Source organism: Microbacterium sp. I2, assembly GCF_051364985.1.
Lineage (GTDB): Bacteria > Actinomycetota > Actinomycetes > Actinomycetales > Microbacteriaceae > Microbacterium.
In genome coordinates this window covers 165,684-191,965 of sequence record NZ_JBLWIH010000023.1, presented here as the reverse complement: position 1 = coordinate 191,965, position 26,282 = coordinate 165,684, and the positions used below count along the sequence as shown (strand labels likewise).

Sequence of the window (26,282 nt, the reverse complement as noted above, 5' to 3'; positions counted from 1 at the left end):
GCGTTCTTTCCGGATGCTCATACCGCGGACGATCCGGGAATGGGCGGATTGTCCGATTTCGGAATCGGCAGTCAGGCCTCGCGCGTGATCGTGACCTTCACGTGGAGGCTGCTCTTGAACGGGCCGGCGTACACCCCGCGCAGCGGCGGCACATCGCTGTAGTCGCGGCCGCGGCCGACCAGGACGTGCCGGTCGCCGATCTCGATGTTGTTCGTCGGGTCGAAGCCCTGCCACTCCCCCGCGAACCATTCGACCCACGCGTGCGACTCGCCGGTGACCGCGACGCCGACCTCTGCCGACGGACGCGGGTGGAGGTATCCCGAGACGTAACGGGCCGGGATGCCGACCTCCCGCAGGGCGCCGAGAGTGATGTGGGCGATGTCCTGACACACGCCCTTGCGCGCCTCCCATGCCTCGCTCGCCGTGGAGTGCACGCCGGTGATGCCGTGCATGTACTCGACGGCGTCGCCGACGGCCACCGCGATCGCGTGGGCGGCCGGGCCGGGCCGGTCGTGCTGGGAGGCGATCGCACGCGCGAGTTCTGCGACCTCGGGATGCGGGCGGGTGCGGCCGGTCTGCGTCAGCTGCTCGACGGTCTCGATCGAGCGCCTCGCCTCGCGGGCGAGGGCGTCCCACGACAGGTCGATGTGCTCGAGGGGCCGCGGCCTCACCTCGACCAGGGACCGCGCCGTGATCGTGAGCGCGGAGTGGGGCGAGAGCACGTCGAAGGCGGAGACACGGGTGCCGAAGTAGTCGACGTACTGGTTGACCGACGTCGACGGCTCGATGTCGAGTGAGGCGTTGAGCACGAACTGGCTGTCGGTCGAGACCGGGAGCATCCGCGCCTCGTTGTACGACGCGGTCGCGTCGCCCTGGTACGAGAACCCCGTCTGATGCTCGATACGGAGGCGTTTCATGAGATCTCTCCGATCCAGCTGGGCTCGGCCTGCGTCGGGAAAAAGCGGCCGCGGATCGCCTCCGATGCCTCGCGGGTGACGGTCTGCACGCGCTGCATGTGCTGGGGAAGCTCGTTGAGGATCTCGGAGATCGGCCGGTACTCGAGGTCGTTGCGGATCTGCCCGAGCGCGCGCAGCACGGTGTTGGAGTGGCCCACCCGGTCGGCGCGCGGATCGATCGCGCTCATGCACTCTTCGGCGCGCTGGATCGAGTAGATGATCGAGCGCGGGAACAGCCGGTCCAGCAGCAGGAACTCCGCCGCGTTGCGTGCGCTCGGCATGCCGCGGTACGTCCGCAGATACGCCTCGTACGCGCCGCAAGACCGCAGGATGGTCGTCCAGGAGGGGCCGGACACCTCGGTCAGGGATCGCGTCGCCAGCAGACGGGCTGTCATGTCGGCGCGCTCGATGCTGCGTCCGAGCGTGAAGAACTGCCACGCTTCGTCACGACTCGTCGACGAGTCCACGATGCCGACCGCGAGCGCCGCCCGCTCACGCACCCATTGGAAGAACTCGTGCACGCGGTCGTTCTGCAGGCGCCGTGGCATCCGGGCGTTCGTGGTGTTGAGGGTCTCCCACAGCTCGGTCGAGACGATCTCGCGTGCCCGGCGGGCATTCTCTCGCGCTGCCGTGAGGGCGTACGCGATGCTCGACGGGTTCATCCGGTCCACGGCCAGTCGCGAAAGCACGTCTTCGCGGCGCACCTGGTCGACGCCCTCGGGCGGCAGCGAGCCCATGACGCTCAGCAGCGACCGGCACGCGGTGTCCTCGTCGATCCACGGGTCTTCGAGCAGCAGCTGCAGGTGCACGTCGAGGATGCGGGCGGTGCCGTCGCTGCGCTCGATGTAGCGCCCGATCCAGAACAGGGACTCCGCGATGCGGCTCAACATGAGGTGTCCTCGGCGGCTCGGGGCGAACGCTGTGCTTGCTGCTGCTGCTCGGCCTGCTCGACCGGCGTGCGCGGCCTGTCGTGGGGCGAGTGCGTCGGCTCGGACTGGGCGTCGTAGACGATCGGGATGGCGGCGGTCACGGTCGCGGCCTGGTCGGCGACCAGCCCCGACACGCCCTGACCCTGCCCGTATTCGACGTGTGCGGGTGCGGATCCGCCGATGACCCACGTGTCCTTCGAGCCGCCGCCCTGGCTGGAGTTGACCACCAGCTGCCCCTCGGGAAGTGCGACGCGGGTCAGCCCGCCGGGAAGCACCCACACGTCCTCGCCGTCGTTGACGGCGAACGGGCGCAGGTCGGCGTGCCGCGGTCGCATGCCGTCCTCGACGAGGGTCGGGATCGTCGACAGCATGACCACCGGCTGCGCGATCCAGCCGCGCGGATCCGCGAGCAGTCGCTGGCGGAGCCTCTCGAGTTCTGCGGGCGAGGCATCCGGCCCCACCACCAGCCCCTTGCCACCCGAGCCGTCCACAGGCTTGACCACGAGCTCGTCGAGGCGGTCGAGCACCTCTTCGAGCGCACCGGGGTCTTCGAGCCGCCACGTGTCGACGTTCTTGAGGATCGGCTCCTCGGCCAGGTAATAGCGGATCAGCTCGGGCACGTAGGTGTAGAGCAGCTTGTCGTCGGCCACGCCGTTGCCGACCGCGTTGGCGATGGTGACGTTGCCCAGACGGGCCGCCAGCATGAGCCCCGGCGCCCCGAGCATCGAATCGGCGCGGAACTGCAGCGGATCGAGGAACTCGTCATCGACCCGGCGGTAGATCACATCGACCCGCTTCGGGCCGCGGGTCGTGCGCATGAACACCTTGCCGCCGACGCACAGCAGGTCGCGGCCCTCGACGAGCTCGACGCCCATGAGGCGGGCCAGCAGCGTGTGCTCGAAGTAGGCGGAGTTGTAGACGCCGGGCGTCAGCACCACCACGTTGGGGTCTTCGATGCCGGCCGGCGCCGAAGCACGCAGCGCGGCGAGCAGCTTGTTGGGGTAGTCGCCGACCGGCCGCACGCGCATCGACACGAACAGCTCGGGGAGGGTCTGCGCCATGACGCGACGGTTCGAGATGACGTAGCTCACGCCCGACGGCACGCGCACGTTGTCTTCGAGCACGCGCATCTCACCGTGCTCGTCGCGGATCAGGTCGATGCCCGAGACCTGGATGCGCACGCCGTTGGCGGACTGGATGCCGGCGGCCTGACGGTAGAAGTACTGCGAACTCGAGATCAACCGGGCCGGCAGCACCTCGTCGCGCACGCAGTGCTGGCGCCCGTACGCGTCGTCGAGGAATGCCTCGAGTGCGCGCACCCGCTGCTTGACGCCGGCCTCGATGCGCGACCACTCGTCGTACGCGATCACGCGGGGCACGGCGTCCAGCGGGAAGGGTCGTTCCTCGCCGGCGAAGTCGAACGTGACTCCCTGGGCCAGGTACGAGCTGGCGAGCGAATCGGTGCGACCCCGAAGCTCCTCCTGCGTCATCTGCGCGAGGGCCTGATAGAGCTCCCGATAGGCGGCACGCGATTCCGCCGCCGCGCCGGGATGGGCCGGCGCCCCGAACATCTCGTCGAACGCGGGGATGCCCGACGGGGTCTTGCGCGGCGCCAGCGTGGAGCCGTAGCCGTCGAACAGATCACCCATGCGACGAGCCTAATGCGGGGTGTGTTGCGGGGGGATTTCCGGCATCGATGGCCGGACGGACGCCGGGCGCATCACTCCTCACTCCGAGCGTCACCGTTTCGTCATCGGTAGCCGCCGCCACGGACGCCGCGCGCGCGTAGCCTCTACCTGTGACCGTCTCAGCGCGACGACGAGCTCCTGCCGAGCGCTCGTCACGGGCCTCGTCCGGCATCGCGGCACCCCTGACGTGGGTCGCGGGGGTGGCCGCTGTCGTGCTCGGGGCGGGGATCGGTGAGCTGGCGGCCGGACTTCTGGCTCCGGCATCCAGTCCTGTCGCTGCCATCGGCTCGGCCCTGATCGACATCGCACCGACGTGGGCGAAGGATGCCGCGATCGCGCTGTTCGGCACCGCCGACAAGATCGCGCTCGTGGTGGGCATCGCCATCGTCATGCTGGGCGTGGCGGCACTGGCCGGGTGGCTGCAGGCGCGGACGCCCCCGTGGGGCGTCATCGTCGCCGCCGGCCTCGGCGTCGGCGGGGCGGTCATCGCGGCCACGCGACCCGCCGCCGGCCCGCTCGCGTGGGCCCCGGCCGCCGTGGCGGGTGCCGTCGCCGCGACGACGCTGTGGCTGCTCATCCGATCGCTGCAACGCACCGCGACCACGACCTCCGCCACCGTCACGACCACCGGCGTCACGACCACCGGCGTCACCTCGGACGCCGCCGACACGGGCCCTGCCTCGGAATCGGATCCGCGGGAGCGGACGGATGCCACGACACCCCGCTCCGCCGAGGCCACAGGCGGCGCGTCCGAACCCGGGGCCGCGGCAGCGGATCCGAGATCGCGGCCGAGCCGTCGCGCGTTCTTCGCATGGGCGGGAGCCGCCGCTGTGGCCGGTATCCTCGCGGCGGCGGTCGGCGGCATCCGGAGCACCGCATCGGCCGGAGTGACCGCGGCGCGGAGAGCGCTGCGGCTGCCGGCCGCGGCGACCGAGGCGTCCCCCGTCCCGCCGGCGGCCGAGCTGGGGATCCCCGGACTGGCGCGCGTGGTGACCCCGAACGACCGGTTCTACCGCATCGACACCGCACTCATCGTGCCCGAGGTCGATCCTGCGGACTGGCGGCTGCGCGTGCACGGCATGGTCGCCGAAGAGTTCGAGCTCACGTGGGACGAGCTGCTCGCGCTTCCGCTGCAGGAGAGCTGGACGACCCTCGCGTGCGTGTCGAACGAGGTCGGCGGCACGCTCATCGGCAGCGCGCTGTGGCTCGGCTATCCCGTGCGCGAGCTCCTCGCGCGGGCGCGGCCCGACGCGGACGCCGACATGGTGCTGTCGCGGTCGATCGACGGGTTCACGGCATCCACTCCCCTCGAGGCGCTCACCGACGCCCGTGATGCGGTCCTCGCGGTCGGGATGAACGGCGAACCGCTGCCGCTGGAGCACGGCTTCCCGGCGCGCATGGTGGTTCCCGGCCTCTACGGGTACGTGTCGGCCACCAAATGGGTGGTCGAGCTCGAGGTCACCCGCTTCGACCGCGCGCGGGCGTACTGGACCGATCGCGGGTGGTCCGAACGCGGGCCGATCAAGCTGCAGTCGCGCATCGACGTTCCCCGCAAGGCCCAGGGTCTGAGCGCCGGCGAGACGGTGATCGCGGGTGTCGCGTGGCACCAAGGGATCGGGGTCGCCGGAGTCGAGGTGCAGGTGGACGACGGACCGTGGCAGGAGGCGACGCTGGCCAGCGCCATCTCGGATGACACGTGGGTGCAGTGGAGCATGCCGTGGACGGCCGAAGCGGGGGCGCATCTGATCCGCTGCCGTGCCACCGGCAAGGACGGCGAGCGACAGACTCCGACGCGCGCATCACCCGCTCCGGACGGCGCGACCGGTTGGCACGAAAGGCACGTCGAGGTGTTCTGAGATTTGGTCTGACCAGGCAAAAGTCGGCGGTGTACGATGCGGGTGGGGTTCAGTTCCTGGGGAGGGCCTGCCCCCTGGCCTCGTGGGGAGGAACTGTGCCTGATCCGCTCGAGACGCTCGTCGCGCGTCTGCTCGATCATTCGATCATCGACGAGGAGACCGGCAGGCGACGCCTGCCACCCGAACGTGAGCTGGGCGACGCCCTCGGCATGAGCCGCGGGACGCTGCGCGAGCAGCTCGCGGTGCTGGAGCGTCTCGGGTTCCTCCACCGCACGCAAGGGCGCGGGACGTACCTCGAGACGCCTTCCTTCGGCTTCGTGCGGACGTACTTCGGGATCGCGCATTCGCTCGGATATCTCACCGACGCGCACGTCGCCGACTCCCGCGAGCTGATCGAGGCAGCGGTGGCCGAGACGGCCGCACGCCGGGCCACCGACCAGCAGATCGCCGGGCTGCGCGACTCTGTCGATCGCATGGTGACCGGCGAGGCCCTCGGAGATCTGGCCATGGTCCACGCGGCCGATGCGGACTTCCACCGCCGGCTGCTGCGGATCATCGACAACCCCATCCTGGAACTGCTGCAGGAGGGACTGCGGCGATCCCTCCAGCAGGACATGCGTACGCGCCGATTGTCGGTCTCGCCCGGAAGCACCGGGGAGGCGTTCGATCGCGCCCATGCCGAGATCGTCGATGCGATCGCAGCGCATGATCCGGATGCCGCCCGCCTGGCGATGCGGCGTCACTTCGAGGTGGCGGGGGGCATGGCCTCGGCCTCGAAGCCTTCCTGAACGGCAGCACCGTTCCGGACCGACGGACAAGTCTGCTGGTGTGTCAGCCCGCGAGCACCACGCGCAGCTGCTCGACGGCCCAGTCGAGCTCGGTCGCCCGCACCACCAGCGGCGGCGCGATGCGGATCGTCTGCCCGTGCGTGTCCTTAACGAGGACGCCGCGCGCGATGAGCCGCTCCGCGACTTCGCGCCCCGTGCCGATGACCGGGTCGATGTCGACGCCTGCCCACAGCCCCGCCACGCGCACGGCGGTCACGCCGTGGCCGACGAGCTCGCCGAGCTTGGACTCGAGGTGCTCGCCGAGGAGCTTCGCACGACCCTGGAACTCGCCGCTCTGCAGCATCTCGACCACGCGCAGGCCGACGGCCGCCGCCAGCGGGTTGCCGCCGAACGTCGACCCGTGCTCGCCGGGCCGGATGACACCGAGCACGTCGCGGTCGGCGACGACGGCGGAGAGGGGAAGGATGCCGCCGCCCAGCGCCTTGCCGAGCAGATACACGTCGGGCACCACGCCCTCGCGGTCGCACGCGAAGGTCTCGCCCACGCGGCCGAGCCCGGACTGGATCTCGTCGGCGATCATCAGGACGTTGTGAGCGGTGCAGATCTCGCGGACGGCGCGGAGATACCCCTCGGGAGGCAGCACGACGCCGGCCTCGCCCTGGATGGGCTCGATGAGGACGGCGGCGGTCTCGGGCGTGATCGCCGCTTCGATCGCGGCGGCATCGCCGAAAGGCACGCCGACGAAGCCCGGCGCGAACGGGCCGAAGTCGCCACGCGCATCAGGGTCGTCGCTGAATCCGACGATCGTCGTCGTGCGGCCGTGGAAGTTGCCGTGCGCGACGACGATGGCCGCGGCATCCGGAGTGATCCCCTTCACGCGGTAGCCCCACGCCCGCGCGACCTTGATAGCGGTCTCGACCGCCTCGGCGCCGGTGTTCATGGGCAGCACGAGCTCCTTGCCGCACAGCGCGGCGAGCGCGGCGGCGAAGGGGCCGAGCCGGTCGTTGTGGTATGCGCGGCTGGTGAGTGTCAGTCGGTTCAGCTGCTCTTGCGCGGCGGCGAGGAGAGCCGGATGCCCGTGTCCGAAGTTGAGCGCGGAGTAGGCCGACAGCAGATCGAGGTACCGCTTGCCCTCGACATCCGTCACCCACGCGCCCTCGCCGCGTGAGATCACGACGGGAAGCGGGTGGTAGTTGTGTGCGACGTGCTCTTCTTCGCCGGCGATGATGCGGATCATCGCGGTGTCGAGGGTGGCGTGCGAGGGGGTCATGATGCTCCTGTCAGCGCCGCAGCTCGAGGGTGCAGCACTTGATGCCGCCGCCGCCGAGCAGCAGCTCGGACAGGTCGACCAGCACGGGGTTGTAGCCGCGCTCACGCAGCTGGGCCTCGAAGCCCTTCGCGCGCGGCGAGATGATCACGTTGAGGCCGTCGCTGGCCGAGTTGAGGCCGAAGACGGCCCCGTCGGCGTCGGCTACGCGGATGGCGTCGGGGTAGCGCTCGGCGAGGATCGCCTGGCTGCGCTCGTCGAACGCGCCCGGCAGGTAGGCGATGTTCGCACGCTCCACGCCGCCTGGGCCCTCGACGGGGTCGAGGACGGAGATGGCGGTGTCGAGGTGGTAGAAGCGCGGATCGACCAGGTTGAGGCTCACGACCTCCTTGCCGAAGACATCTGCGAGCTCGCGGTGGCTGTCACCGGTGGAGCGGAACCCGGTGCCGGCGAGGATCGTGTCGCCGACGAGCAGGAAGTCGCCCTCCCCCTCGTTCACCTCGACCGGCTCGGCGACCTCGAACCCGTTCGCCCGGAACCACTCCATGAAGGCGGGGCCCTCGGGCACGCGCTCCTGGAACCGGAACTTGGCGCCGTACGCGACGTTGTCGATGACGAACCCGCCGTTGGCGGTGTAGACCATGTCGGGCAGACCCTCGATCGGGTCGATCAGGTGCACTTCGTGGCCCAGCTCGATGTAGGTGTCGTACAGCTTCTGCCACTGCTGCACCGCGAGCGCGGTGTCGGTCGGGTTCGCCGGCTCCATCCACGGATTGATCGTGTAGCTCACCGTGAAGTGCTCGGGACGGCACATGAGGTAGCGGCGGTGCTGCTGGATCCGCGCCGCTCCGGTGGCGGTGGTGGTCGAGGCGCCGGGCGCGGTGTCGTGGGTGGACATCTGTCTCCTTGCGAACGTGCGGCGGACGCTGTCCAGAGGCCCGGCGGCCCTTCGACCCGCCGCTCATGCGCTGCGGGGAAGGGTGCGATTCGGGCACGCCGCACTCATTCTCTCACGATGCCTGTGCACCTCCTGGGAATGCGCGCGCCGGATGCCTCGGCTCAGTCGGCCGCGGTCACCACCACCTTGCCCGCCGTGTGGCCGGCGGCGACGTGCGCGAGGGCGGCGCGTGCCTGGTCGAACGGGAATGTCCGCTCGATGACCGGACGGACGCGGCCGGCCACGACGTGCGCGGCGAGCTGCGTCAGCACGCCGGTATCGGTCGCCGCCACGAACGCGCGCAAAGGCCGCCGCGAGCCGATCGACATCAGCGCCGCCCGGAGGATCCGGCCCATCGGCCCGAGGATGCGACCACCCTCTCCCGCGACCAGCGCGACCGTGCCGCCATCCCGTACGAGGTTCTGGAGGGTGCGCAGCGGCGCTGTTCCTGCGATGTCGATGACAGCGTCGAACGAGCCCGGCGCAAGCTCCGGCGAGCCGGGCTGCACCTGCCGGTAGTCGAACGAGCGGGTGGCGCCGAGCCCCTCGACGAGCGCACGGTTGCGGTCACCGCACAGCGCCCACACCTCTGCTCCGCGCAAGGCGGCGAGCTGCACGGCGAAGGTGCCCACACCGCCCGAGGCGCCGATCACGAGCACACGTCGAGTGGACCCGCCGACGCCGGCCAGGTCGAGCGCCTGCCACGCCGTGCCGCCGGCGATCGGAAGCGTCGCCGCGAGCTCCGGGGCGAGGTCGGCCGGCCGCCGCGCGAGGCGCTTCGCCGGAGCGAGTGCGAAGCGCGCCAGCCCGCCGCCACCGGGGAGCTCCGTGAAGACCTCGTCGCCGACCGCGAACCCCGTGACTCCGTCACCGATCGCGACGACGGTGGCGGCGACATCCATCCCGCGCACCGGCTGCTTCGGACGGCGCAGCCCGAACGCCGCACGCACGAGCCGGGGCTCGCCCCGCATCACCCGCACGTCGCCGTTGTTGAGGGCCGTGACGCGCGGGCGCAGCAGCACCTCGTCCCGGCCCGGGGTGGGCACGGCAGCCTCTTCGAACACGACGGCGTCGGGCTCGCCGTAACGGTCCTGGCGCCACGCGGGCATCGTGCGGGTCTCGGTCTGAGCGTGTGCGGTCATGTCATTCCTCCGGGTACTGGAAGACGTCGTCGAGGCCGGCCCCGAAGACGCGGGAGATCTGGAAGGCGAGCTCGAGCGTGGGCGAGTACTTGCCCTGCTCGATCGCGATGAGGGTCTGGCGCGTGACGCCGATGCGCCCCGCGAGATCGGCCTGCGTGAGCCCGGCGGACTCCCTCAGCGACCGGATGGAATTGGTCACGCGCGTGGGCTTGACCATCAGACGAGGCCTCGCCGGTAGGCGATCACGCTGGCGATGCCGCCCACGGCGAAGGAGACGGCGAAGCCGAAGAACATCGTGTTGGCGATCCAGAACCAGTCCGCCTCGAAGGCGCACAGCACGAGGACTCCGAGCCCGGCGATCACCATGAACGCTTGGCCGACCCGCGTCGACATGTGCGAGATGTCACGATCGCGCTGATCCGACTTGCCCACCTCGTCGGGATTCTTGAGGCCGGCGAGCATGCCCCACACGATGCTCAGGACGATGGCGCCGACGATGCTCCCGCCGATCGTCCACAGCATGATCGGCACCCAGTCGACCTCGGTGAGCGGACCGCCACCCGCCTGCTGCAGCACGACGACCACGTACGCCGTCATCGCGATGAACGTCGCGATCAGGCTCGACCACAGGTTGCGCTCTTCATAGACCATCGGCCTGACCTTTCGAGTAAAAGATTCTTGACACGGACGATATCCCGCCGTTGCGCGTTGTGTCAAGAATTTTTTACACGCCCGGATGCCGTCAGCCCGGTGCCGGCTCCCGGAGCGTGGAACGATGGCCGCATGACCTCCGACACCGCTGCGATGCTCCGTGCCGTTCCCTCGCTGGTCGGCTCCCCTCCACCGCTCGACCTCGCCGAGCTGCCACCCACGCCGGAAGAGCTCTTCCTGCAGTGGCTCTCGATCGCGCTGGACGCGGGTATCGCCGAGCCTCTCGCCATGACGGTCGCGACGGTGGACGCGAACGGGATGCCGGACGCCCGGGTGCTCATTCTCAAGGACGTCGGCCCGGAAGGCTGGGCCTTCGCCTCGGAGCGCTCGAGCGAAAAGGGACAGCAGCTCGCAGCCGCTCCCGCCGCGGCGCTGTCGTTCTGGTGGCAGCCGCAGATGCGCGCCGTCCGCGTACGAGGCGCCGTCGTCGAAGCCGAGCCGGAAGAGAGCGCTGCAGATCTTGCGCGCCGCCCCGCCGAGGTGCGCGCGACCCTGCCCGACGGCGAGTGGGTGCTGTGGCGCGTCGTGCCCGACCACATCGAGTTCTGGCAGGGCTCCCCCGACCGTCGCCACCTGCGGCTCGCCTATGACCGCGCAGGCGACGGATGGAAGATCGTACGACCTCAGGCCTGAAACGACGCACCGGCGCTCCCCCACGGGAGCGCCGGTGCGCCGTCGCGTGATCTCCTACTCGGCGCCGTCCTGGAACAGGCGCGGGGCGAAGTCGATCAGGTTCTGCTGCCACACATCCCATCCGTGCGGTCCGACGGTCACGCCGTTGAACTCGTACTCGATGCCCAGCTGATCCAGCACCGGCAGGGAGTTGATCACCGAACCGTAGGTGAAGTCGGTGATGTCACCCGTGTAGAGCCGGTACAACTCGGTTCCGGCGTTGATGGCCGCGGCATCCACACCAGCCGTGCCGCCGAAGCCCGCTGCAAAGGTGCCGATCCATGCGAACTCACCGGGGTGCGCCTTCAGGACCGAGACCGTGCGCGCACCACCGGCTGACAGGCCCGCGAGCGCCCGATCGAGGGGATCGCTGCTGATGTTGTAGCGCTCCTCCGTCACGGGGATGACGTTCTCGAGCAGCTCCCTCGGGTAGTTGCTGACGTTGCCGTTCGGCATCACGACGACCATCGGCTCGATCGCGCCGTCGATCGACAGGTTGTCGAGGATCTGACGCGCGCGCCCGACCTCGACCCAGTCGGTCCAGCTCTGCCCGCCGCCGTGGTTGAGCACGAACACCGGGTAGGGCTCGGCACGCTCGGGGTCGTACCCCGGCGGGGTCCACACGTAGGCGCTGCGCTCCTGACCGGCCACCGTGCTCTGGTACGTCATGACCTCGAGATCGCCGCCCTGGCCTTCGGGAACGTCCGCGAGCAGCCGTGATCCCTCACCCGGGACGAGGAACGTGCTCCACGCGGGCTCGGACGTCACCTTGGTGGGGTTGGACGTGTCCTTCACCGACTGGCGATCGACGATGAGCCGGTAGTGGTAGAACTTCTCCTCGAGCGGTCCGACGGTCGCGCGCCAACGGTCGCCGACCTTGTTCATCTCCACACGCAGCCAGCTTCCGCCCGGAGCCCAGTTCGCCCACACCGAGACGTACTCGGCATCCGCGAAGTCGGTCGTGGTCTCGAAGGTGACGAATCCGTCCTCGCTGAGCCACGGGGTGGGCGTGGTGCCCGGCGCCGGAGGCTCGAACCGCTCGGTGAGGGCCGTGTGCCCCTCGCTCATCGCGGGGTCCGACGGGGCGTCCGTGAACAGCCGCGGAGCGAAGTCGATGAGGTTCTCCTGCCACGCGTTCCAGTTGTGCCCGGCATCCGGATTGACGCCGTCGAACTGGTACTCGAGTCCCGCGGCGTCGAACTTCTGCAGCGAGTCGAAGACACGGTTGTACGCGGAGTCCGTCTTGTTGCCGACGTAGATGCGGACCAGGTCGGTGCGGTCGTTGATCCGGGACACCGTCTTGGCGTCCAGGTCGCCGATCTGCTCGAACATGCTTCCGGAACCGAAGATCCCGACGGACTCGAACTCGCCCGGGTGATCGCGAAGCACTGCGAACGACTGACCGCCGCCCATCGACAGGCCGGCGAGCGCGCGGTGGTTCTTCGATGGCGACACGTTGTAGGTGCTCTCGACCGCGGGAACGATGTTCTCGAGCAGCTCGGTGGTGAAGTCCGGCACGTTGCCGTTGCCCATCACGACGAGCATGTCCTGGATCTGCCCCGACAGCCACAGGTTGTCGAGGATCTGCTCGGCGCGGCCCACGTCGACCCAGTCGCGATGGCCCTGACCACCGCCGTGCTGCAGGTAGAGGACCGGCAGCTTCTTGCCCCGGTCGGCGTGCGTCGGGGGCACCCACACGAGCGCCTCACGCTGCTCGCCCGCGACGGTGCTGTCGTAGGTGAGCGTCTCGATGCTGCCCGCCGCTTCCGGGGCATCCGCCAGCAGAGCCGCCGATTCGCCCGGGATGAAGAAGGTGCTCCACTCCGGCTCCGAACCGACGCTGGTCGGGTTGCTCGTGTCCTTGAGGACCTTGCTGTCGTCGCCCGTGACCTGGTAGTAGTACAGGCCGGGCTCGAAGGGCCCGTATGTGGCCGTCCAGTTGGCCCCGCTGCGCTGCAGGCCGATCTGGGCCCAGTTGTGGGACGGACCGAAGTTGCCCTCGACGACCACCTGCGACACCGGACCCACTGCGGTCTCGACCGCGGCGTTGGGCACCGCGATGCGGAGGTATCCGTCGTCCTGAACCGCGATCCAGGGGTCGGCCGCGGCGGCGGGCGCTGCTGCCGTGAGGCCTGCGAGCGCCAGAAGCGCGGCCGTCAGCAGGGCGACCGGTCCTCGCGTTCTCCCGAACCGGCGCGTACGCCGGATCTCGGATGTCATAACCATCGATTCCTCGTCTCGTGTGAGTAGACCGGCTCGACGAGCGATCGATCGCCCGCGGGCCGGAGAGGTGGAAGACGATTCACGACGTTGCGGCACCACCTTCATTTACAACGTCGTAAATTGCCGTACGCCGACACTCTGGCAAGGTCTGGACGAGCGGTCAAGAGGCAATATGCAACGTTGTCACTCCACACCGTCCGGACTCAGCCGTCCGGATGCGCACCGATTTACAACGTCGTAAACATTCTCTTTACAACGTCGTAAACCGTGGCTAGCCTGGCGACGTCGGAGCCCGCGTCGAGGCGCACGACGGCTATTCAAGGAGGAACAGCAATGAGCGTTTTCCAACGGAGTAATCACACTGGGGAGGCCCCGGGTGCGGTCGTCGCCCGTCGGCGCCATCAGCTCGTGAAGCCCTTCACGGCTCTCGGGCTGGCTGCGGTCATGGTGCTCGGCACCGTGCCGCTGACCGCCCAGGCCGCGGATCCGACACCGGGGCCGACCGTCTACGCGGACCCGAGCTCGCCGACGGGCTACACGGGGCACTTCGTGTACTACAACCCCGACGCGACGAGCGTGCGCTTCGTCGCCGACATCCTGCTGCGCAACTGGGCCGACCTGACGGACCCGACGGTCTACCAGCCGTCGCAGTATCAGCCCGGCCTCATGCGCGGCGGCGGCGGCTACGACGTCCAGATGACCAACGTCGGGAACGGCTACTGGGAGATCGACGTGCCGCTCGCGGCCGGCGCGAACCAGTACTGGTTCTACGTCGACAACAACACGAACAACTGGGTCGCCGACCCGGCGAACTCGCCGATCTTCGCGCCGGACGGGATCACCGGCACGGCACGGCGTGCGTTCAACAAGGTGTTCGTGCCTTACGACGCCGAGAAGCAGAACTTCGAGCCCCTCGCCGCGCGCCAGATCGAGCTTCCCCGTGAGGACTCCGCGAAGGGCGCGTGGAGCTACGTCGAGGTCCCGGGTCTGCCCCCGCTGGGCGGCACCATCCCGCGCACCATCGGGGTGTACCTGCCGCCGGACTACGACCCCGACCGCGCTGAGCCGTACCGGACGATCTACATGCAGCACGGGGGCGGTCAGGACCAGTCCGACTGGATGAACATGGGCAACGTCCCGGTCATCATGGACAACCTGCTCGATGACGGAACCACCGAGCCCGCGGTCGTCATCACCACGAACACGAACTCCCTCGGACCGGTCGGGAGCCAGGCTGTCCTCGGCGACGCGTACCCCAACCTGCGCAACGTCGTGATCCCGTTCGTCGAGGCCAACTACAACGTCTCGACCGACGCGATCGACCGGGCCTTCGCGGGCCTGTCGGCCGGTTCCGCCGTGACCCAGAACCTGATCCGAGACGATGCCGACCAGTTCGGGTACTACGGCCCCTGGAGCGGCGGCGCGAGCGTCCCCGCTTCGACGCCGGACCTGCTCTACCCGTACATCCACTTCGGCGGCGGCGCTTGGGACTTCGGTCTTCCCAACCCGAACACGGTGGCGAACCTCGACAACGTCGGGTTCATCGAGAACACGACGGTCGCCGGTGCGCACGACTTCAACGCCTGGAACCAGCTGTTCTCGATCTGGGCACGTGACTATCTCTGGCACCCCGAGGCGTTCATCCAGGACGAGATCGGGCAGCTGAAGGCCAACGTCGCGGCGACGGGCCTGAACGGGGGCAACAAGAACGCCCTCACGGTCAAGCTCGAGCAGGCGCTGAAGCTCGTCGTCAAGGGAGACAGCACCGGTGCCCTCGAGGTGCTGGATGGCTACGTCACGCAGGTGAGCGAGTTCCAGGCAGCCGGCAAGGTGACCGCGGAGCAGGCGACCGGGCTCACAGCGCTGGCCGCCCAGATCACGTCCAACCTGAGCCACTGGCTGGAGTGACCTCCCGCTGAAGGGGGCTGCGAGGACGCGTTCCGACAGCCCTCTTCGGGTGGGCAGGAAATGACGGATGCCTCGATCCGACGCATGAGTCGGATCGAGGCATCCGTCGTCCCTGTGCGAGACGCCGATCGCGGGGCTAGACGCCGATCGCGGGTGGCGGGGCTGTCGAGTCCCGCTCCACGAGGCGCGTCGCGAGCTCGATCCGCGTGACCGCGGGCGGCACGTCATCGAGGAGCTGGAGCACCATGCGGGTGGCCTGCTCCGCCATCTCGCGCAGCGGCTGATGAATCGTCGTCAGCCGGGGGCTGGCCAGTCCGGCGATCGCAAGGTCGTCGAAGCCGACGACCGCCAGGTCGCGGGGCACGTCGACGCCCATCGCCTGGGCCGCATGCAGGACTCCCAGCGCCTGCAGGTCGTTCCCCGCGAAGATCGCCGTCGGCGGATGCGGCAGCCGCAGCAGATCCCTGGCGTGCCGCTCCCCGCCTTCTCGCCGGAAGTCGCCGTACCGGATCCACCCGGGCTCGATCTCGAGCCCCGCGGATGTCATCGCCGCGCGGTACCCGTCCAGGCGCGCGAGTGCGCACATGACGTCCTCGGGACCCGTGATAGCAGCGATGCGGCGATGGCCGAGCTCGAGCAGGTGCCTTGTGGCAGCCAGCCCGCCCGACCAGTTGGCCGAACCGACAGAGGGGATGCCGGGCGCCGGGTCGCCGGCGGGATCGATGATGACGAACGGGATGCCGCGCGCATCGAGCATCGCTCGCTGCACAGGCGAGATGCCGGCGAAGAGCAGGATGATGCCGGTCGGCCCGCGGCGCACGACGGAGTCGAGCCACTCCGGACCGGGGGCCTGTCGATCACCCGTCACGGAGAGAGTGATCGCGAGTCCGACGTCGGCCGCGCTCTCTCGGACGCCTTCGATGATCGCCAGTGCCCAGTCGCCGTCGAGTTCGTGCAGGACGACTTCGATGTACTCGCGTCGCTTCCTGCTCTTTCGCCGGCGATACCCGTTCGTGCGGAGGCTGTCCTCGACCAGCGCCCGCGTCGCGGACGAGACGTCGGAGGCGCCGTTGAGCACCTTCGAGATCGTCGTCATCGACACCCCGGTCTGGGCTGCGATCTCTTTGAGGGTCACCCGCTGATTGCGAGTCATGTCGCCCCCCGCATCACTCGAGCGTCAGCACCGTCCACGAGACGGGGGGAAGGGTGATGTGAACGGTCCCCTCGCCGATGTCGACCGACGTGTTCTGCCTCGGTCGCACACGGTCAGGGTCCTCGAGCGTGTTCGCCGCATGGATGTCGTCGTCGAAGACCGACGTGGCCTCCGCCCGCGAGACGCCGCCGAGGGCGAGGGTGTCGATCTCGAGCGTCACCTCATCGGTCAGGCTCCGGTTGACGGCGAAGACCGTGGTGCCGCCGCCGTTCGCGTCGTGCGTCGCCACGGCGTCCACGAGCGGGACGGCGCCGTAGAGCTCGGTGTCGTAGGTGGGACTGTCGAGTTTCAGCTCGAGTGCGACGTCCCGCGCGTGCGTGGAGGTGAGCGAGAAGGGGAAGAAGGTGGTCTGGCGCCAGGCCGGCCCGCCCGGCTCCGTCATGATCGGCGCGATGACGTTGACCAGCTGAGCCAGGCTCGCCGCCGTGACCCGATCGGCATGGCGGATGAGCGAGATCATCAGGTTGCCGAAGACGACGGCATCCATCACCGAATAGGAGTTCTCGAGCAGGCGCGGTGCGACGGGCCAGTTGTCGACATCCGTGATCCGCTCCACCTCCTGGTAGCGGGACTGGTACCAGACGTTCCACTCGTCGAACGAGATGTTGATGGACTTGTCGCTGCCCCGGACCGCCTTGACGTGGTCGGCCGTCGCCACGACGGCCTCGATGAAGCGATCCATGTTGACGGCGGAAGCCAGGAAGCTCCCGTAATCCTCGCCCTTGGGCTCGTAGTAGGCGTGGCACGAGATGTAGTCGACGTTGTCGTACGTCTTCTCGAGGACGACCCGTTCCCACTCCCCGAACGTCGGCATCTGCGCGCTCGAGCTGCCGCAGACCACGAGCTCGAGGTCGGGGTCGATCTGCCGCATGGCGCTCGCCGTCGCTCCGGCGAGCTGTGCGTACTCCTCGGCCGTGCTGTGGCCGAGCTGCCACGGACCGTCCATCTCATTGCCGAGGCACCACATCCGGATGTTGTGGGGCTCGGGGTGCCCGTTGGCGACCCGCTGATCCGACAAGCGCGTCCCGGAGCGGTGATTGGCGTACTCGAGCACATCGAGAGCGTCCAGCACACCGCGGGTTCCGAGATTGACCGCGTACATCATCTCGGCGTCGACCTTCTCCAGCCACGTCGCGAACTCGTCGAGCCCGATCTCATTCGTCTCGGTCGAGTGCCAGGCCAGATCCAGTCGCCGTGGCCGTTCCTCGCGAGGTCCGATGCCGTCCTCCCAGCGGTAGCCCGAGACGAAGTTGCCGCCGGGGTACCGGATGGTCGAGACACCGAGCTCCTTGACGAGCTCGACCACATCGGCGCGGAAGCCGTGCTCGTCGGCCGTCGGGTGCGACGGTTCATGGATGCCGTCGTACACGCAGCGGCCGAGGTGCTCGACGAACGAGCCGAAGAGGCGCCGATTGACGACTCCGACCTCGAAGTGCGGATCGATGGTGAGGTGTGCGCGGATCATGCTTCTCTTCCAGGGCAGACGGAACGGGGACGAGGGTGGGCGGGCCGGCTCACTTGAGGCTTCCGATCGCGAGCCCGCCCTGCCAGTACTTCTGCAGCGTCAGGAAGGCGATGATCAGCGGGATCACCGAGACGAGAGAGCCGAGCACGATGATGCTCCACAGGCTCTGCCCGCCCGCCGCGCCGTACGTCGATGCCGTGGACTGCCACAACCCGATGCCCACGGTCACGGGGAAGAGGCGGTTGTCGGACAGCATGACGAGCGGGAGGAAGTAGTTGTTCCACGACGCCACGACAGACAGCAGCAGCACCGTCACGATCGCCGGGCGCAGGAGGGGCAGCGCCACCACGAAGAAGGAGCGGAACTCCCCTGCTCCGTCGACGCGGGCGGCGTCCAGGAGCTCGTCGGGCACCGAATCGCGCGCGTAGACGTTCATGAGGTACACGCCGAACGGATTGAGCAGCGACGGCAGGATCACGGCCCAGATCGTGTTGGTCCAGCCGACCTGTGCGAAGAGCACGAACGTCGGGATCACGAGCGCCGTCGTGGGCACCATCACGGCGCCGAGCAGGATGGCGAACGAAAGGCTGCGCCCCGCGAAGCGGTACTTCGCGAAGCCGTAGCCGGCGAGCACCGACAGCACCGTCGCCCCGACGCCGCCCACGATCGCGTACAGGGCGGAGTTCCCGAGCCAGCGCGCGTAGATCCCGCCGCCGTAGGTGAACAGATCGATGAAGTTCTGGACGTAGTTGATGTCGGAGGCGAACCAGAGCGAGCTTCCGCCTCCGAACAGGCCGGCCGAGCTCTTCGAGCTGTTCACGATGACCCACCAGAAGGGGATGAGGAAGTAGATCATCAGCAATGCCAGCACGATGTTCAGCGAGATGCGTCCGCGGGTCCGGGGGGCCCGCCTGCGCTCGATGAGGTTGCCCGACGTCCGGCGCGTGACGATGCGCTCGGTGGGTGTGACGCTCATGAGAAGATGCTCCCTCGCTTGCGAGTGGCGAACAGGAAGATGTACACGCAGAGGAACACGACAGCGCCCAGGGCGAACGAGATCGCCGAGCCGTAGTTGTAGTTCGCCAGCGAGAAGGCCTGCTGATAGGCGTACATGTTCGGGGTGAAATCGTCGGGGATGGCTCCCGCGGCGAGCTGTTGGAGGATCTTCGGCTCGTTGAAGAACTGCAGTGTGCCGATGAGGGCGAAGACGAGGATCAGCAGGAGCGCCGGTGCCAGCAGCGGGATCTTGATCCGCAGGACGATCTGCCACTGCGATGCGCCGTCTATGCGCGCCGCTTCGTACAGGGTCGGATCGATGCCCTGCAGCGCGGCGTACAGGATGATCATGTAGTAGCCGGCCCATTGCCACGTGACGATGTTGAGCAGTCCGTAGAAGATCAGGCCGCGACTCAGGAAATCAGGGGCCGTCGCGCCGAATGTTTCGAAGAGCTCCGCGAGCGGACCGAAGTTGTCGCTGTACAGGAACCCCCACATCAGGGCGCCGATGACTGTCGGGATCGCGTACGGCATGAAGATCATGAGGCGCGAGAACCGTGCGAAGCGCGAGACGACGATGTCGAGCATCAGAGCGATCGCGAGCGAGACCGCCATCTGCAGCGGGATGAGCACCAGCGAGAAGCGGATGACGAACCACACGCCATCGAGGAAGGACGGGTCGGTGAACGCCTTGGCGTAGTTGCCGAACAGGACGAACCGCGTCCCGCCGATCAGCGACTTCTGGAACAGGCTCAAGTAGAGGGCGAAGCCGATCGGCAGCACGAGGAAGGCCAGGAAGACGATCGCGAACGGACCGACGAAGAGCCAGCCGGTGCGATTCTGGCGTGCGTTGGTCGAGCGCCGGTGCCCCTTCTTCGTCAGGGGACTTGCTGTTGAGGCAGTCATGATTTCTCCGGGTAGGTGAAGGGATGGCCGAGGGCCGGCCCGCGTGAGCACGGACCGGCCCCTGGCATTCAGGTCACTTGACGGTGAACCCCTGTTCCTCCGCGTAAGCCACGACCGCTTCCTGCAGGGCGTCCGCGGCTTCCGAGCCGGTTGCGGAACCCTCGTTGATACGGGCGATCTGCTCCGTGAGCTGCGAGTAGTAGAACTGCCCGATCGGCGTGTAGGTCATGCCCTCGTAGGCGTTCGCCGCTGGCACGTACACCTCCTTGTTGGCCTGCTGGCCGTCGAAGAAGGGCACCTCGTAGTCGAGGAACTCCGGCGACTCGAGCACGTCGACGTTCAGCGGGAAGATGATCTGGTTCTGCCAGCCGTCATCCAGCGAGGCCTGGTCCGCGTAGACGCCGAACGCGACCTTGGCGGCCAGCTCGGGGTCGCTCGCCTGGCTCGACACCGAGAACGCCGAGCCGCCCCAGTTGATCGCGATGGGGCTGTTCGCATCCCACTGCGGCATCGGAGCGACCGCCCAGACGCCGGCGTCCGCACCCTCGCCCACGCCCGCGCCCTGCAGGTAGCCAGGGGCCCACGCGGCAGAGAGGTACGTGGAGTAGTCGCCGCCGATGACGCCCGCGATGTACTCGGGGGTGAACTGGTCCTCGGTGCCGACGAGACCCTTCTCGACGAGGCCGCCCCAGTAGTCGAGGACCTCCTTGATCTCGGGGCTGTTGAGGTTGATCCCGATCTCGCCCTCGTTGGCGGGGTCGTACTCGAACGGCTGTGCGCCGTTCTGGTACATCAGCGCAGTGGTCGCTGCGGGCTGGTTCGCGGCGAAGCTTGCGAACACCGGGCCGCCGGCATCCTTCACTGCCTGCGCCGTCGTCTCGAACTCCTCCCACGTCGTCGGCGGAGTGACGCCGTACTGCTCGAAGATGTCAGTGCGGTAGATCATGCCCATCGGGCCGCCATCGACCGGAGCGCCGTAGATCCCCTCGCCGACCGAGACGTCCTTCCATGCGCCCTCGCTGAAGTTGTCCTTCACGTCCTCGTAACCGAGGTCGTTCAGCTCGACGAGGGCCTCTTGAGCCTGGAAGGTCGCGATGCGGTCCGCCTCGACCATCATGACGTCGGGCGCGCCGCTGCCTGCCGAGATGGCGGTCTGGAACTTGTCGTACGCGTCGCCTCCGGCGCCGGCGTTCGTCCAGCAGACCTGGACTTCGTCGTTCTGCTCGTTGAAGTTGTCGACGACGAGCTCCATGTTGGGATACCACGCCCACATGGTGACGACAGGCAGGTCTTCCTTGGGGATCGTGTTGGTGCAGTTCGTCGCGGCGTCGCCGCCACCACCATCGGCGTTGCCACCGTCGCCCCCGGGCGAGCAGGCGGCGAGGGCGCCGAGCATGGCGAGCGTCGTGACCGCAGTAAGGACGTGCTTCGTCTTCACTGGAGTTTCCTTTCGATTGCGGGACTTCTTCGTCGGTGCGCGACCGTCGCGAGAGTCAGCCGCTCGGGAAGCGGGCCGAAACTCGGGTTCGGTCTACAACGTTGTAGAACAACATTTGCAGACACCTTCCCACCGGGCGCACGCCACTGTCAAGACCATTCCGAAAAATCCTGAGGCGGTCGCGAAACTTCGCATTGCAACGATGTAGATTCGTCGGATGATGTTCGGCGAGGGAACCCGCCCGCCACCGCGATGTGGACGGCGGGCGCAGTAGAGTGAGACATCCACAGGGGAAAGCGGGAACGTCGATGGGACCGACGATGCACGACGTCGCCCGGGTGGCGGGCGTCTCGATCAAGACGGTCTCGAACGTCATCAACGACTATCCGCATGTGCGTCCAGGCACGCGCGATCGGGTGATCGAAGCCATCGAGCAGCTCGACTACCGACCCAACCTCTCTGCACGCGGTCTGCGATCGGGTCGCACGGGAGTCATCGGACTGGCCGTCCCCTCACTTCGCGAGAACTACTTCGCCGAGCTCGCCGACGCCATCATCCGCGCCGCCGAGAAGCGCGGGCTGGGGGTCATGGTGGAGCAGACCAGCGGTCATCGCGACGCCGAACTGCAGGCCGTGGCGAGCAGCCGGCCCCGGTTCCTCGACGGGCTGTTGTTCAGCCCCGTCAGCCTCGGCCAGGAGGATGCCGCAGCTCTGTCCGTCGACGGACCCCTCGTGCTCCTCGGCGAGCGGATCTTCGGCGGCCCGACCGACCACGTCACGATGCACAACATGTCGTCGGCGCAGGCTGCCGTGGAGCATCTTCTGTCGATCGGCCGGCGGCGCATCGCACTCGTGGGCGCCGATCTTCACGGCGGCGAAGAGCCCAGCTCGGCCAACCTGCGTCTGAAGGGCTACCTGCGCGCCCTCGAGCAGGCGGGGATCGAGCTCGATCCGACGCTCGTGCGCACGACGGAGATGTCGCGGTGGAACCGCGCCGGCGGTGCAGCGGCGGTCCACCTCATGGTTCGCGAGGGCGTCGCGTTCGACGCGGTCTTCGCACTCAGCGACACGCTCGGCCTCGGTGTGCTGCGCGCCCTCCGCGAAGAGGGCATCACCGTTCCGGACGACGTCGCCGTCATCGGCTTCGACAACATCGACGAGAGCAGGTACTCGGTGCCCTCGATGTCCACGGTCGACCCCGGCCGGGACGAGATCGCCGCGATCGCGGTCGACCGGCTCATCGAGCGGATCAACGAGAAGGGCGAGCGACGCCCACCCGAGACGTTCAAGCCCGACTTCCGCATCGTCGCTCGCGAGTCGACCGGGTTCGCGAGCGCCGACGACGAGTAGTCCGGGGCAGACCGGGGCCCCGAGTCGCTAGATGACGGCCTCCGACCACGGATCCGGGTTGCCGAAGCGGTGCGCGGTGATCGTCACCGACTGCTCGCGCAGGAACGGCAGCAGTTCCAGACGTCCCGCGGTCGTCACGTCGTTGTCGTAGACGGCCAGATCGGGGTCGCCCCCGGCCGCGCGCGAGAACTGCCCGTGGAGCGCAGCGACCGCCTCTGCAGAGCCGATCAGCCGCACGCGCGTCGGCCGGCGAGCGGGAACGCCGTCGGCCGTGGCAGCCAGGATGCCGGCATCCGTCGCGGTGATCCGCTCGAGCCACTGCGCGTCGGTCTCGACGAACACGTCGACGCCGAGGTCGCTCAGCACCCGCCGCACGGCGGCCGGCAGGCCGACCGGCGCGCTCAGCGTCAGGGCCGAGCCTGCCCGGACGCCGGCGACGACGGTCCGCAGCACCGCCTGCCAGGTCGCATCCCCGGTGGCCCGCAGGCCGACCGACGGGACCGGGCGATAGCGGAAGAGGTTGCGCTCGATGCCCAGTCCCGAGACATCCTTGACCTGGCCGAACTCGCGGTCCCACGCGATCGCGTCCGACAGCGCACCCCGCCGCAGCCACTCGAACGCCTCATAGTCCAGTGATGGCTGCGCGGCCTCGATGATCGCGGCGATGCGCGAGTCGAGTCCTCGCAAGTGCAGGGTCGCCGATGCCGCGCCGCCGGATGTCGCGCGCCACCGCCCGAGGCCGGCGAGGTAATTCGGTCCGCCGGCCTTCGTACCGGGTCCGACCGATGACCGCTTCCAGCCGCCGAACGGCTGCCGCTGCACGATGGCACCCGTGATGCCCCGGTTGACGTAGAGGTTGCCCGCCTCGACTCGGTCCAGCCACAAGGCGAGGTCATCGGGATTCTGCGTGTAGAGGCCCGCCGTCAGTCCGTACGCGACGGCGTTCTGCAGCTCGATCGCGTGCGGCAGCGACGAGGCGTGCATGACGCCGAGCACCGGCCCGAAGAACTCCTCATGGTGGAAGCGCGATCCCGGCTGCACGCCGGTGCGGATGCCCGGTGACCACAGTCGCCCCGTGAGCTCGGGATCGGCGTCGAGGCGGCGGGGCTCGATGAGCCACTTCTCGCCCTCGTCGAGGGTCGACAGCGCCCACTCCAGCTTGCCGCGCGGCGGTTCGATGACGGGTCCCACCTCGGCGAGCGGGTCGGTCGGCGGACCGACGCGCAGCGACGTGGCCGCGTCGACCAGCTGCCGCGCGAACCGACGGGAGTGCCCGACGGGTCCGACGAGGATCGCGAGCGAAGCGGCCGAGCACTTCTGCCCGGCGTGGCCGAACGCGCTCTTGACGAGATCGGACGCCGCCAGATCGAGGTCGGCCGACGGCATGACGATCATCGCGTTCTTGCCGCTGGTCTCTGCGAGCAGCGGCAGGTCGGGGCGCCACGACCGGAACAGCGCCGCTGTCTCCCACGACCCCGTGAGGATGACGCGATCGACGGCAGGATGCGAGATGAGCGCCTGCCCGAGGCCGCCCTCGTCGATGTCGACGAGAGCCAGCACATCGCGTGGCACTCCTGCCTGCCACAGCGCCTCGGCGACCACCGCCGCGCAGCGACGGGCCTGTGGCGCGGGCTTGAACACGACGCCCGAGCCCGCCGCGAGCGCCGCGAGCACGCCGCCGGCCGGAATGGCGATCGGGAAGTTCCAGGGCGGAGTCACGACGGTCAGCCGCGCCGGCTCGAAGACCGCACCGCTCACCCGGTCGAGTTCGCGCGCGGTGGCGGCGTAGTAGTTCGCGAAGTCGATGGCTTCGCTCACCTCGATGTCGGCCTCGGCGAAGACCTTGCCCGTCTCGGAGGCCGCGACCTCGATCAGCTCGCCGCGGCGCGCCTCTAGGGCGTGCGCGGCTTCGGCCAGCACCGCGGCGCGATCCGCGGCAGGGGTCGCGCCCCATGCGGCCGCGGCATCCCTCACCCGTGCCACGATCTGCTGCAGCTCGGGCTCGCCGGTCACCCGTGCGGCCGCGATGGTCGCGTCGCCTGCGCGGGACACGTCGATGCGGGACAGGATGCCGCGGGCCCATTCCCGATTCGCCGGCAGAGCCGGGTCGGTGTCGGCGGTGTTGCGGAAGCCCGGTGCGCCGGCGCGGCGGGCGGCCGTCTCGCGCGGCGCGAACACCGCGGTCTCGACGAAGGCCTCGCCGGCGAAGACCTGTTCCTCGACCGACGGCACGACCGGCGCGGTGTCGGCGCCGGTGTCGATGGTGGAGTCGACCGCGACGGCGGATCGGGCGATGCCGATCACCGCCTGCGTCAGTCCGGCGTCCTCCTCGGGGACGCCGCCGCGCAGCAGCCGCGCCCGCGCTCGCGGTGAATCGCCAGGCCCGACGGTGCGGTCCTGCGTGCGCCGGGGTCCGGTCGGCAGCGTGGCGTCGCCCGCACGCGCGAGCGACGCGAGGAACCGGTCGCGTTCACGCTCGAACATCGCCGGGTCCTCGGCGAGGTCGAACGCCGCCGAGAGGAAGTTCTCGCTCGAGGCGTTCTCCTCCAGGCGCCGCACGAGGTAGCTGATGGCGACGTCGAACTCGTCGGGGCGCACGACCGGCACGTACAGCAGCACGTGCCCGACCTCGCGCGACACCGCGGCGACCTGGCCCTGAGCCATCCCCAACAGCATCTCGAACTCGACATCCCGCCGCACGCCGGTGCGCCCGGCGAGCAGCCAGGCGTACGCGATGTCGAACAGGTTGTGACCGGCGACGCCGATGCGCACCGCCGCGGTGTTCTCCGGCCGCAGCGCGAAGTCGAGGCATCGCACGTAGTTCGCGTCGGAGTCGATCTTCGCGTCGTAGGTCGCGAGCGACCAGCCGTGCATGACAGCATCCACTCGCTCCATCGCGAGGTTCGCGCCCTTCACGAGCCGCACCTTGATGCGCGCTGCGCCGTCGGCGACGCGAGTGCGCGCCCACGCGGTCAGCTCCTGCAGCGCGGGCAGGGCGTCCGGCAGGTAGGCCTGCAGCACGATGCCGGCTTCGAGGTCGCGCAGGCGGGGGTCCTCGAGGATGCGGGTGAACACCGCGATGGTCAGGTCGAGGTCGCGGTACTCCTCCATGTCGAGATTGATGAAGGTGCGATCGCTCGCCGCCGAGAGGTACAGCGGCAGCAGCCGGTCGACGACCTTGTCGACGACCTCGTCGAACGCCCACATCGAGATGTGGCTCGCGATGGCAGAGACCTTGACCGACACGTAGTCCACGTCGGGGCGGCGGATGAGGTCATGGATGCCGTCGAGCCGGCGCAGCGCCTCCTGCTCGCCCAGCACTGCCTCGCCGAGCAGATTGAGGTTGAGCCGCGCGCCGCTCTCGCGGATCGCAGCGATCGCCGGGCTGAGCTTCTCGGGCCGGGCGTCGACGACGAGATGCCCGACCATCTCGCGCAGCACGCGCCGCGCGATCGGCACGACAGGCGACGGCAGCACCGGGGCGACACTGCCGCCCACGCGCACGGCGCCGCGCAGGTACCACGGCAGGAACTCCGGCACGAGCGGCGCGATGCGATGAAGCTGGGATGCCGCGGCCGACAGACTCTCGGGGCGCATCACCCCGTCGACGAACCCGATCGTGAACGGCAGGCCGTTCGGGTCTTTGAGCACGCCGGCGAGTCGCTCGGCTGCGGGGTCCACGTCGACCTCGGCGCTTTCGGTGATCCACCGCTGCGCCAGCGTCACGGCATGGGCGGCGAGGTCGTCGTCGGGGGCCGGACGGTCGGTGTCCCCCTCGTAAGGGTCGGTCACCATGCCACCAGCCTATGGTCTCGGAGCGGTTCGGATTCCGGATGCC

Annotated in this window: 20 protein-coding genes; 5 read left to right on the top strand and 15 right to left on the bottom strand. The window is 68.9% G+C overall.

Going from position 1 to position 26,282, the window contains the following annotated elements:
• Positions 1–71: 71 nt before the first annotated feature.
• The 3 genes from ACLKM7_RS17830 to ACLKM7_RS17820 are packed head-to-tail and all read right to left on the bottom strand — an operon-like array spanning position 72 to position 3,534.
• Complete coding sequence (locus ACLKM7_RS17830) at positions 72–917, bottom strand: transglutaminase family protein (protein WP_436448638.1); 846 nt, start codon at positions 915–917, stop codon at positions 72–74.
• Entirely contained in the window at positions 914–1,846 is a 933-nt protein-coding gene (locus tag ACLKM7_RS17825; RefSeq protein ID WP_168911803.1) for an alpha-E domain-containing protein, read from the bottom strand. Before ACLKM7_RS17825 ends, ACLKM7_RS17830 begins: the two co-directional genes overlap by 4 nt.
• Positions 1,840–3,534, bottom strand: coding sequence for a circularly permuted type 2 ATP-grasp protein (locus ACLKM7_RS17820; RefSeq protein ID WP_436448637.1), 1,695 nt, complete (start codon positions 3,532–3,534; stop codon positions 1,840–1,842). Before ACLKM7_RS17820 ends, ACLKM7_RS17825 begins: the two co-directional genes overlap by 7 nt.
• Positions 3,535–3,683: 149 nt before the next feature.
• On the opposite strand from ACLKM7_RS17820, the gene ACLKM7_RS17815 reads away from it, so the two are divergent.
• Positions 3,684–5,429 carry a molybdopterin-dependent oxidoreductase gene (locus ACLKM7_RS17815; protein WP_436448636.1) on the top strand — a complete coding sequence of 582 codons (1,746 nt, stop codon included), beginning with the start codon at positions 3,684–3,686 and terminating at the stop codon, positions 5,427–5,429.
• A gap of 95 nt (positions 5,430–5,524) precedes the next feature.
• A complete protein-coding gene (locus ACLKM7_RS17810) occupies positions 5,525–6,217 on the top strand; it encodes a FadR/GntR family transcriptional regulator (RefSeq protein ID WP_436448635.1) in 693 nt (230 codons plus the stop codon).
• Between the two features lie 43 nt (positions 6,218–6,260).
• On the opposite strand, the gene rocD is transcribed toward ACLKM7_RS17810, so the two are convergent.
• The 5 genes from rocD to ACLKM7_RS17785 form a co-directional block, all read right to left on the bottom strand.
• The gene (gene rocD, locus ACLKM7_RS17805) at positions 6,261–7,487 is read right to left on the bottom strand and encodes an ornithine--oxo-acid transaminase (protein ID WP_436448634.1); all 1,227 of its coding nucleotides are present in this window, start codon (positions 7,485–7,487) and stop codon (positions 6,261–6,263) included.
• A gap of 10 nt (positions 7,488–7,497) precedes the next feature.
• Positions 7,498–8,382 carry a dimethylargininase gene (ddaH, locus tag ACLKM7_RS17800; protein WP_436448633.1) on the bottom strand — a complete coding sequence of 295 codons (885 nt, stop codon included), beginning with the start codon at positions 8,380–8,382 and terminating at the stop codon, positions 7,498–7,500.
• Between the two features lie 161 nt (positions 8,383–8,543).
• Positions 8,544–9,563, bottom strand: coding sequence for an NAD(P)-dependent alcohol dehydrogenase (locus tag ACLKM7_RS17795; RefSeq protein ID WP_436448632.1), 1,020 nt, complete (start codon positions 9,561–9,563; stop codon positions 8,544–8,546).
• 1 nt (position 9,564) lies between these two features.
• Complete coding sequence (locus ACLKM7_RS17790; protein ID WP_436448631.1) at positions 9,565–9,780, bottom strand: helix-turn-helix transcriptional regulator; 216 nt, start codon at positions 9,778–9,780, stop codon at positions 9,565–9,567.
• Positions 9,780–10,214, bottom strand: coding sequence for a hypothetical protein (locus ACLKM7_RS17785; RefSeq protein ID WP_436448630.1), 435 nt, complete (start codon positions 10,212–10,214; stop codon positions 9,780–9,782). Before ACLKM7_RS17785 ends, ACLKM7_RS17790 begins: the two co-directional genes overlap by 1 nt.
• Positions 10,215–10,346: 132 nt before the next feature.
• Between ACLKM7_RS17785 and ACLKM7_RS17780 the strand changes: the two genes are divergently transcribed.
• Positions 10,347–10,907 carry a pyridoxine/pyridoxamine 5'-phosphate oxidase gene (locus tag ACLKM7_RS17780; RefSeq protein WP_436448629.1) on the top strand — a complete coding sequence of 187 codons (561 nt, stop codon included), beginning with the start codon at positions 10,347–10,349 and terminating at the stop codon, positions 10,905–10,907.
• Positions 10,908–10,961: 54 nt separating this feature from the next.
• Here the strand turns inward: ACLKM7_RS17780 and ACLKM7_RS17775 are convergent, their stop codons facing one another.
• A complete protein-coding gene (locus tag ACLKM7_RS17775; protein ID WP_436448628.1) occupies positions 10,962–13,166 on the bottom strand; it encodes an alpha/beta hydrolase-fold protein in 2,205 nt (734 codons plus the stop codon).
• 411 nt (positions 13,167–13,577) lie between these two features.
• On the opposite strand from ACLKM7_RS17775, the gene ACLKM7_RS17770 reads away from it, so the two are divergent.
• Entirely contained in the window at positions 13,578–15,077 is a 1,500-nt protein-coding gene (locus tag ACLKM7_RS17770) for an alpha/beta hydrolase (protein WP_436448627.1), read from the top strand.
• Between the two features lie 136 nt (positions 15,078–15,213).
• On the opposite strand, the gene ACLKM7_RS17765 is transcribed toward ACLKM7_RS17770, so the two are convergent.
• From ACLKM7_RS17765 to ACLKM7_RS17745, 5 genes are all read right to left on the bottom strand, one after another.
• A complete protein-coding gene (locus ACLKM7_RS17765; protein WP_436448626.1) occupies positions 15,214–16,230 on the bottom strand; it encodes a LacI family DNA-binding transcriptional regulator in 1,017 nt (338 codons plus the stop codon).
• 13 nt (positions 16,231–16,243) lie between these two features.
• Complete coding sequence (locus ACLKM7_RS17760; protein ID WP_436448625.1) at positions 16,244–17,755, bottom strand: alpha-N-arabinofuranosidase; 1,512 nt, start codon at positions 17,753–17,755, stop codon at positions 16,244–16,246.
• 49 nt (positions 17,756–17,804) lie between these two features.
• Positions 17,805–18,731: a carbohydrate ABC transporter permease gene (locus ACLKM7_RS17755; protein ID WP_436448624.1), complete on the bottom strand. Its 927-nt coding sequence runs from the start codon at positions 18,729–18,731 to the stop codon at positions 17,805–17,807.
• Complete coding sequence (locus tag ACLKM7_RS17750; protein WP_168911815.1) at positions 18,728–19,657, bottom strand: carbohydrate ABC transporter permease; 930 nt, start codon at positions 19,655–19,657, stop codon at positions 18,728–18,730. The genes ACLKM7_RS17755 and ACLKM7_RS17750 overlap by 4 nt, the downstream gene beginning before the upstream one ends.
• Before the next feature lie 73 nt (positions 19,658–19,730).
• Positions 19,731–21,095 (bottom strand): ABC transporter substrate-binding protein, encoded by a 1,365-nt coding sequence (locus ACLKM7_RS17745; RefSeq protein WP_436448623.1) that lies wholly within the window; start codon positions 21,093–21,095, stop codon positions 19,731–19,733.
• Positions 21,096–21,415: 320 nt separating this feature from the next.
• On the opposite strand from ACLKM7_RS17745, the gene ACLKM7_RS17740 reads away from it, so the two are divergent.
• Positions 21,416–22,444: a LacI family DNA-binding transcriptional regulator gene (locus tag ACLKM7_RS17740; RefSeq protein ID WP_436448622.1), complete on the top strand. Its 1,029-nt coding sequence runs from the start codon at positions 21,416–21,418 to the stop codon at positions 22,442–22,444.
• A gap of 27 nt (positions 22,445–22,471) precedes the next feature.
• On the opposite strand, the gene ACLKM7_RS17735 is transcribed toward ACLKM7_RS17740, so the two are convergent.
• Positions 22,472–26,239, bottom strand: a complete 3,768-nt coding sequence (locus tag ACLKM7_RS17735; RefSeq protein ID WP_436448621.1) for a proline dehydrogenase family protein — start codon at positions 26,237–26,239, stop codon at positions 22,472–22,474.
• Between the last annotated feature and the right edge of the window lie 43 nt (positions 26,240–26,282).

Bases quoted from the DNA above. Each gene is read 5' to 3' on its own strand.
- ACLKM7_RS17830 (WP_436448638.1), bottom strand. From the start codon at position 917: ATGAAACGCCTCCGTATCGAGCATCAGACGGGGTTCTCGTACCAGGGC.
- ACLKM7_RS17825 (WP_168911803.1), bottom strand. From the start codon at position 1,846: ATGTTGAGCCGCATCGCGGAGTCCCTGTTCTGGATCGGGCGCTACATC.
- ACLKM7_RS17820 (WP_436448637.1), bottom strand. From the start codon at position 3,534: ATGGGTGATCTGTTCGACGGCTACGGCTCCACGCTGGCGCCGCGCAAG.
- rocD (WP_436448634.1), bottom strand. From the start codon at position 7,487: ATGACCCCCTCGCACGCCACCCTCGACACCGCGATGATCCGCATCATC.
- ddaH (WP_436448633.1), bottom strand. From the start codon at position 8,382: ATGTCCACCCACGACACCGCGCCCGGCGCCTCGACCACCACCGCCACC.
- ACLKM7_RS17795 (WP_436448632.1), bottom strand. From the start codon at position 9,563: ATGACCGCACACGCTCAGACCGAGACCCGCACGATGCCCGCGTGGCGC.
- ACLKM7_RS17790 (WP_436448631.1), bottom strand. From the start codon at position 9,780: ATGGTCAAGCCCACGCGCGTGACCAATTCCATCCGGTCGCTGAGGGAG.
- ACLKM7_RS17785 (WP_436448630.1), bottom strand. From the start codon at position 10,214: ATGGTCTATGAAGAGCGCAACCTGTGGTCGAGCCTGATCGCGACGTTC.
- ACLKM7_RS17780 (WP_436448629.1), top strand. From the start codon at position 10,347: ATGACCTCCGACACCGCTGCGATGCTCCGTGCCGTTCCCTCGCTGGTC.
- ACLKM7_RS17775 (WP_436448628.1), bottom strand. From the start codon at position 13,166: ATGACATCCGAGATCCGGCGTACGCGCCGGTTCGGGAGAACGCGAGGA.
- ACLKM7_RS17765 (WP_436448626.1), bottom strand. From the start codon at position 16,230: ATGACTCGCAATCAGCGGGTGACCCTCAAAGAGATCGCAGCCCAGACC.
- ACLKM7_RS17760 (WP_436448625.1), bottom strand. From the start codon at position 17,755: ATGATCCGCGCACACCTCACCATCGATCCGCACTTCGAGGTCGGAGTC.
- ACLKM7_RS17755 (WP_436448624.1), bottom strand. From the start codon at position 18,731: ATGAGCGTCACACCCACCGAGCGCATCGTCACGCGCCGGACGTCGGGC.
- ACLKM7_RS17750 (WP_168911815.1), bottom strand. From the start codon at position 19,657: ATGACTGCCTCAACAGCAAGTCCCCTGACGAAGAAGGGGCACCGGCGC.
- ACLKM7_RS17740 (WP_436448622.1), top strand. From the start codon at position 21,416: ATGCACGACGTCGCCCGGGTGGCGGGCGTCTCGATCAAGACGGTCTCG.
- ACLKM7_RS17735 (WP_436448621.1), bottom strand. From the start codon at position 26,239: ATGGTGACCGACCCTTACGAGGGGGACACCGACCGTCCGGCCCCCGAC.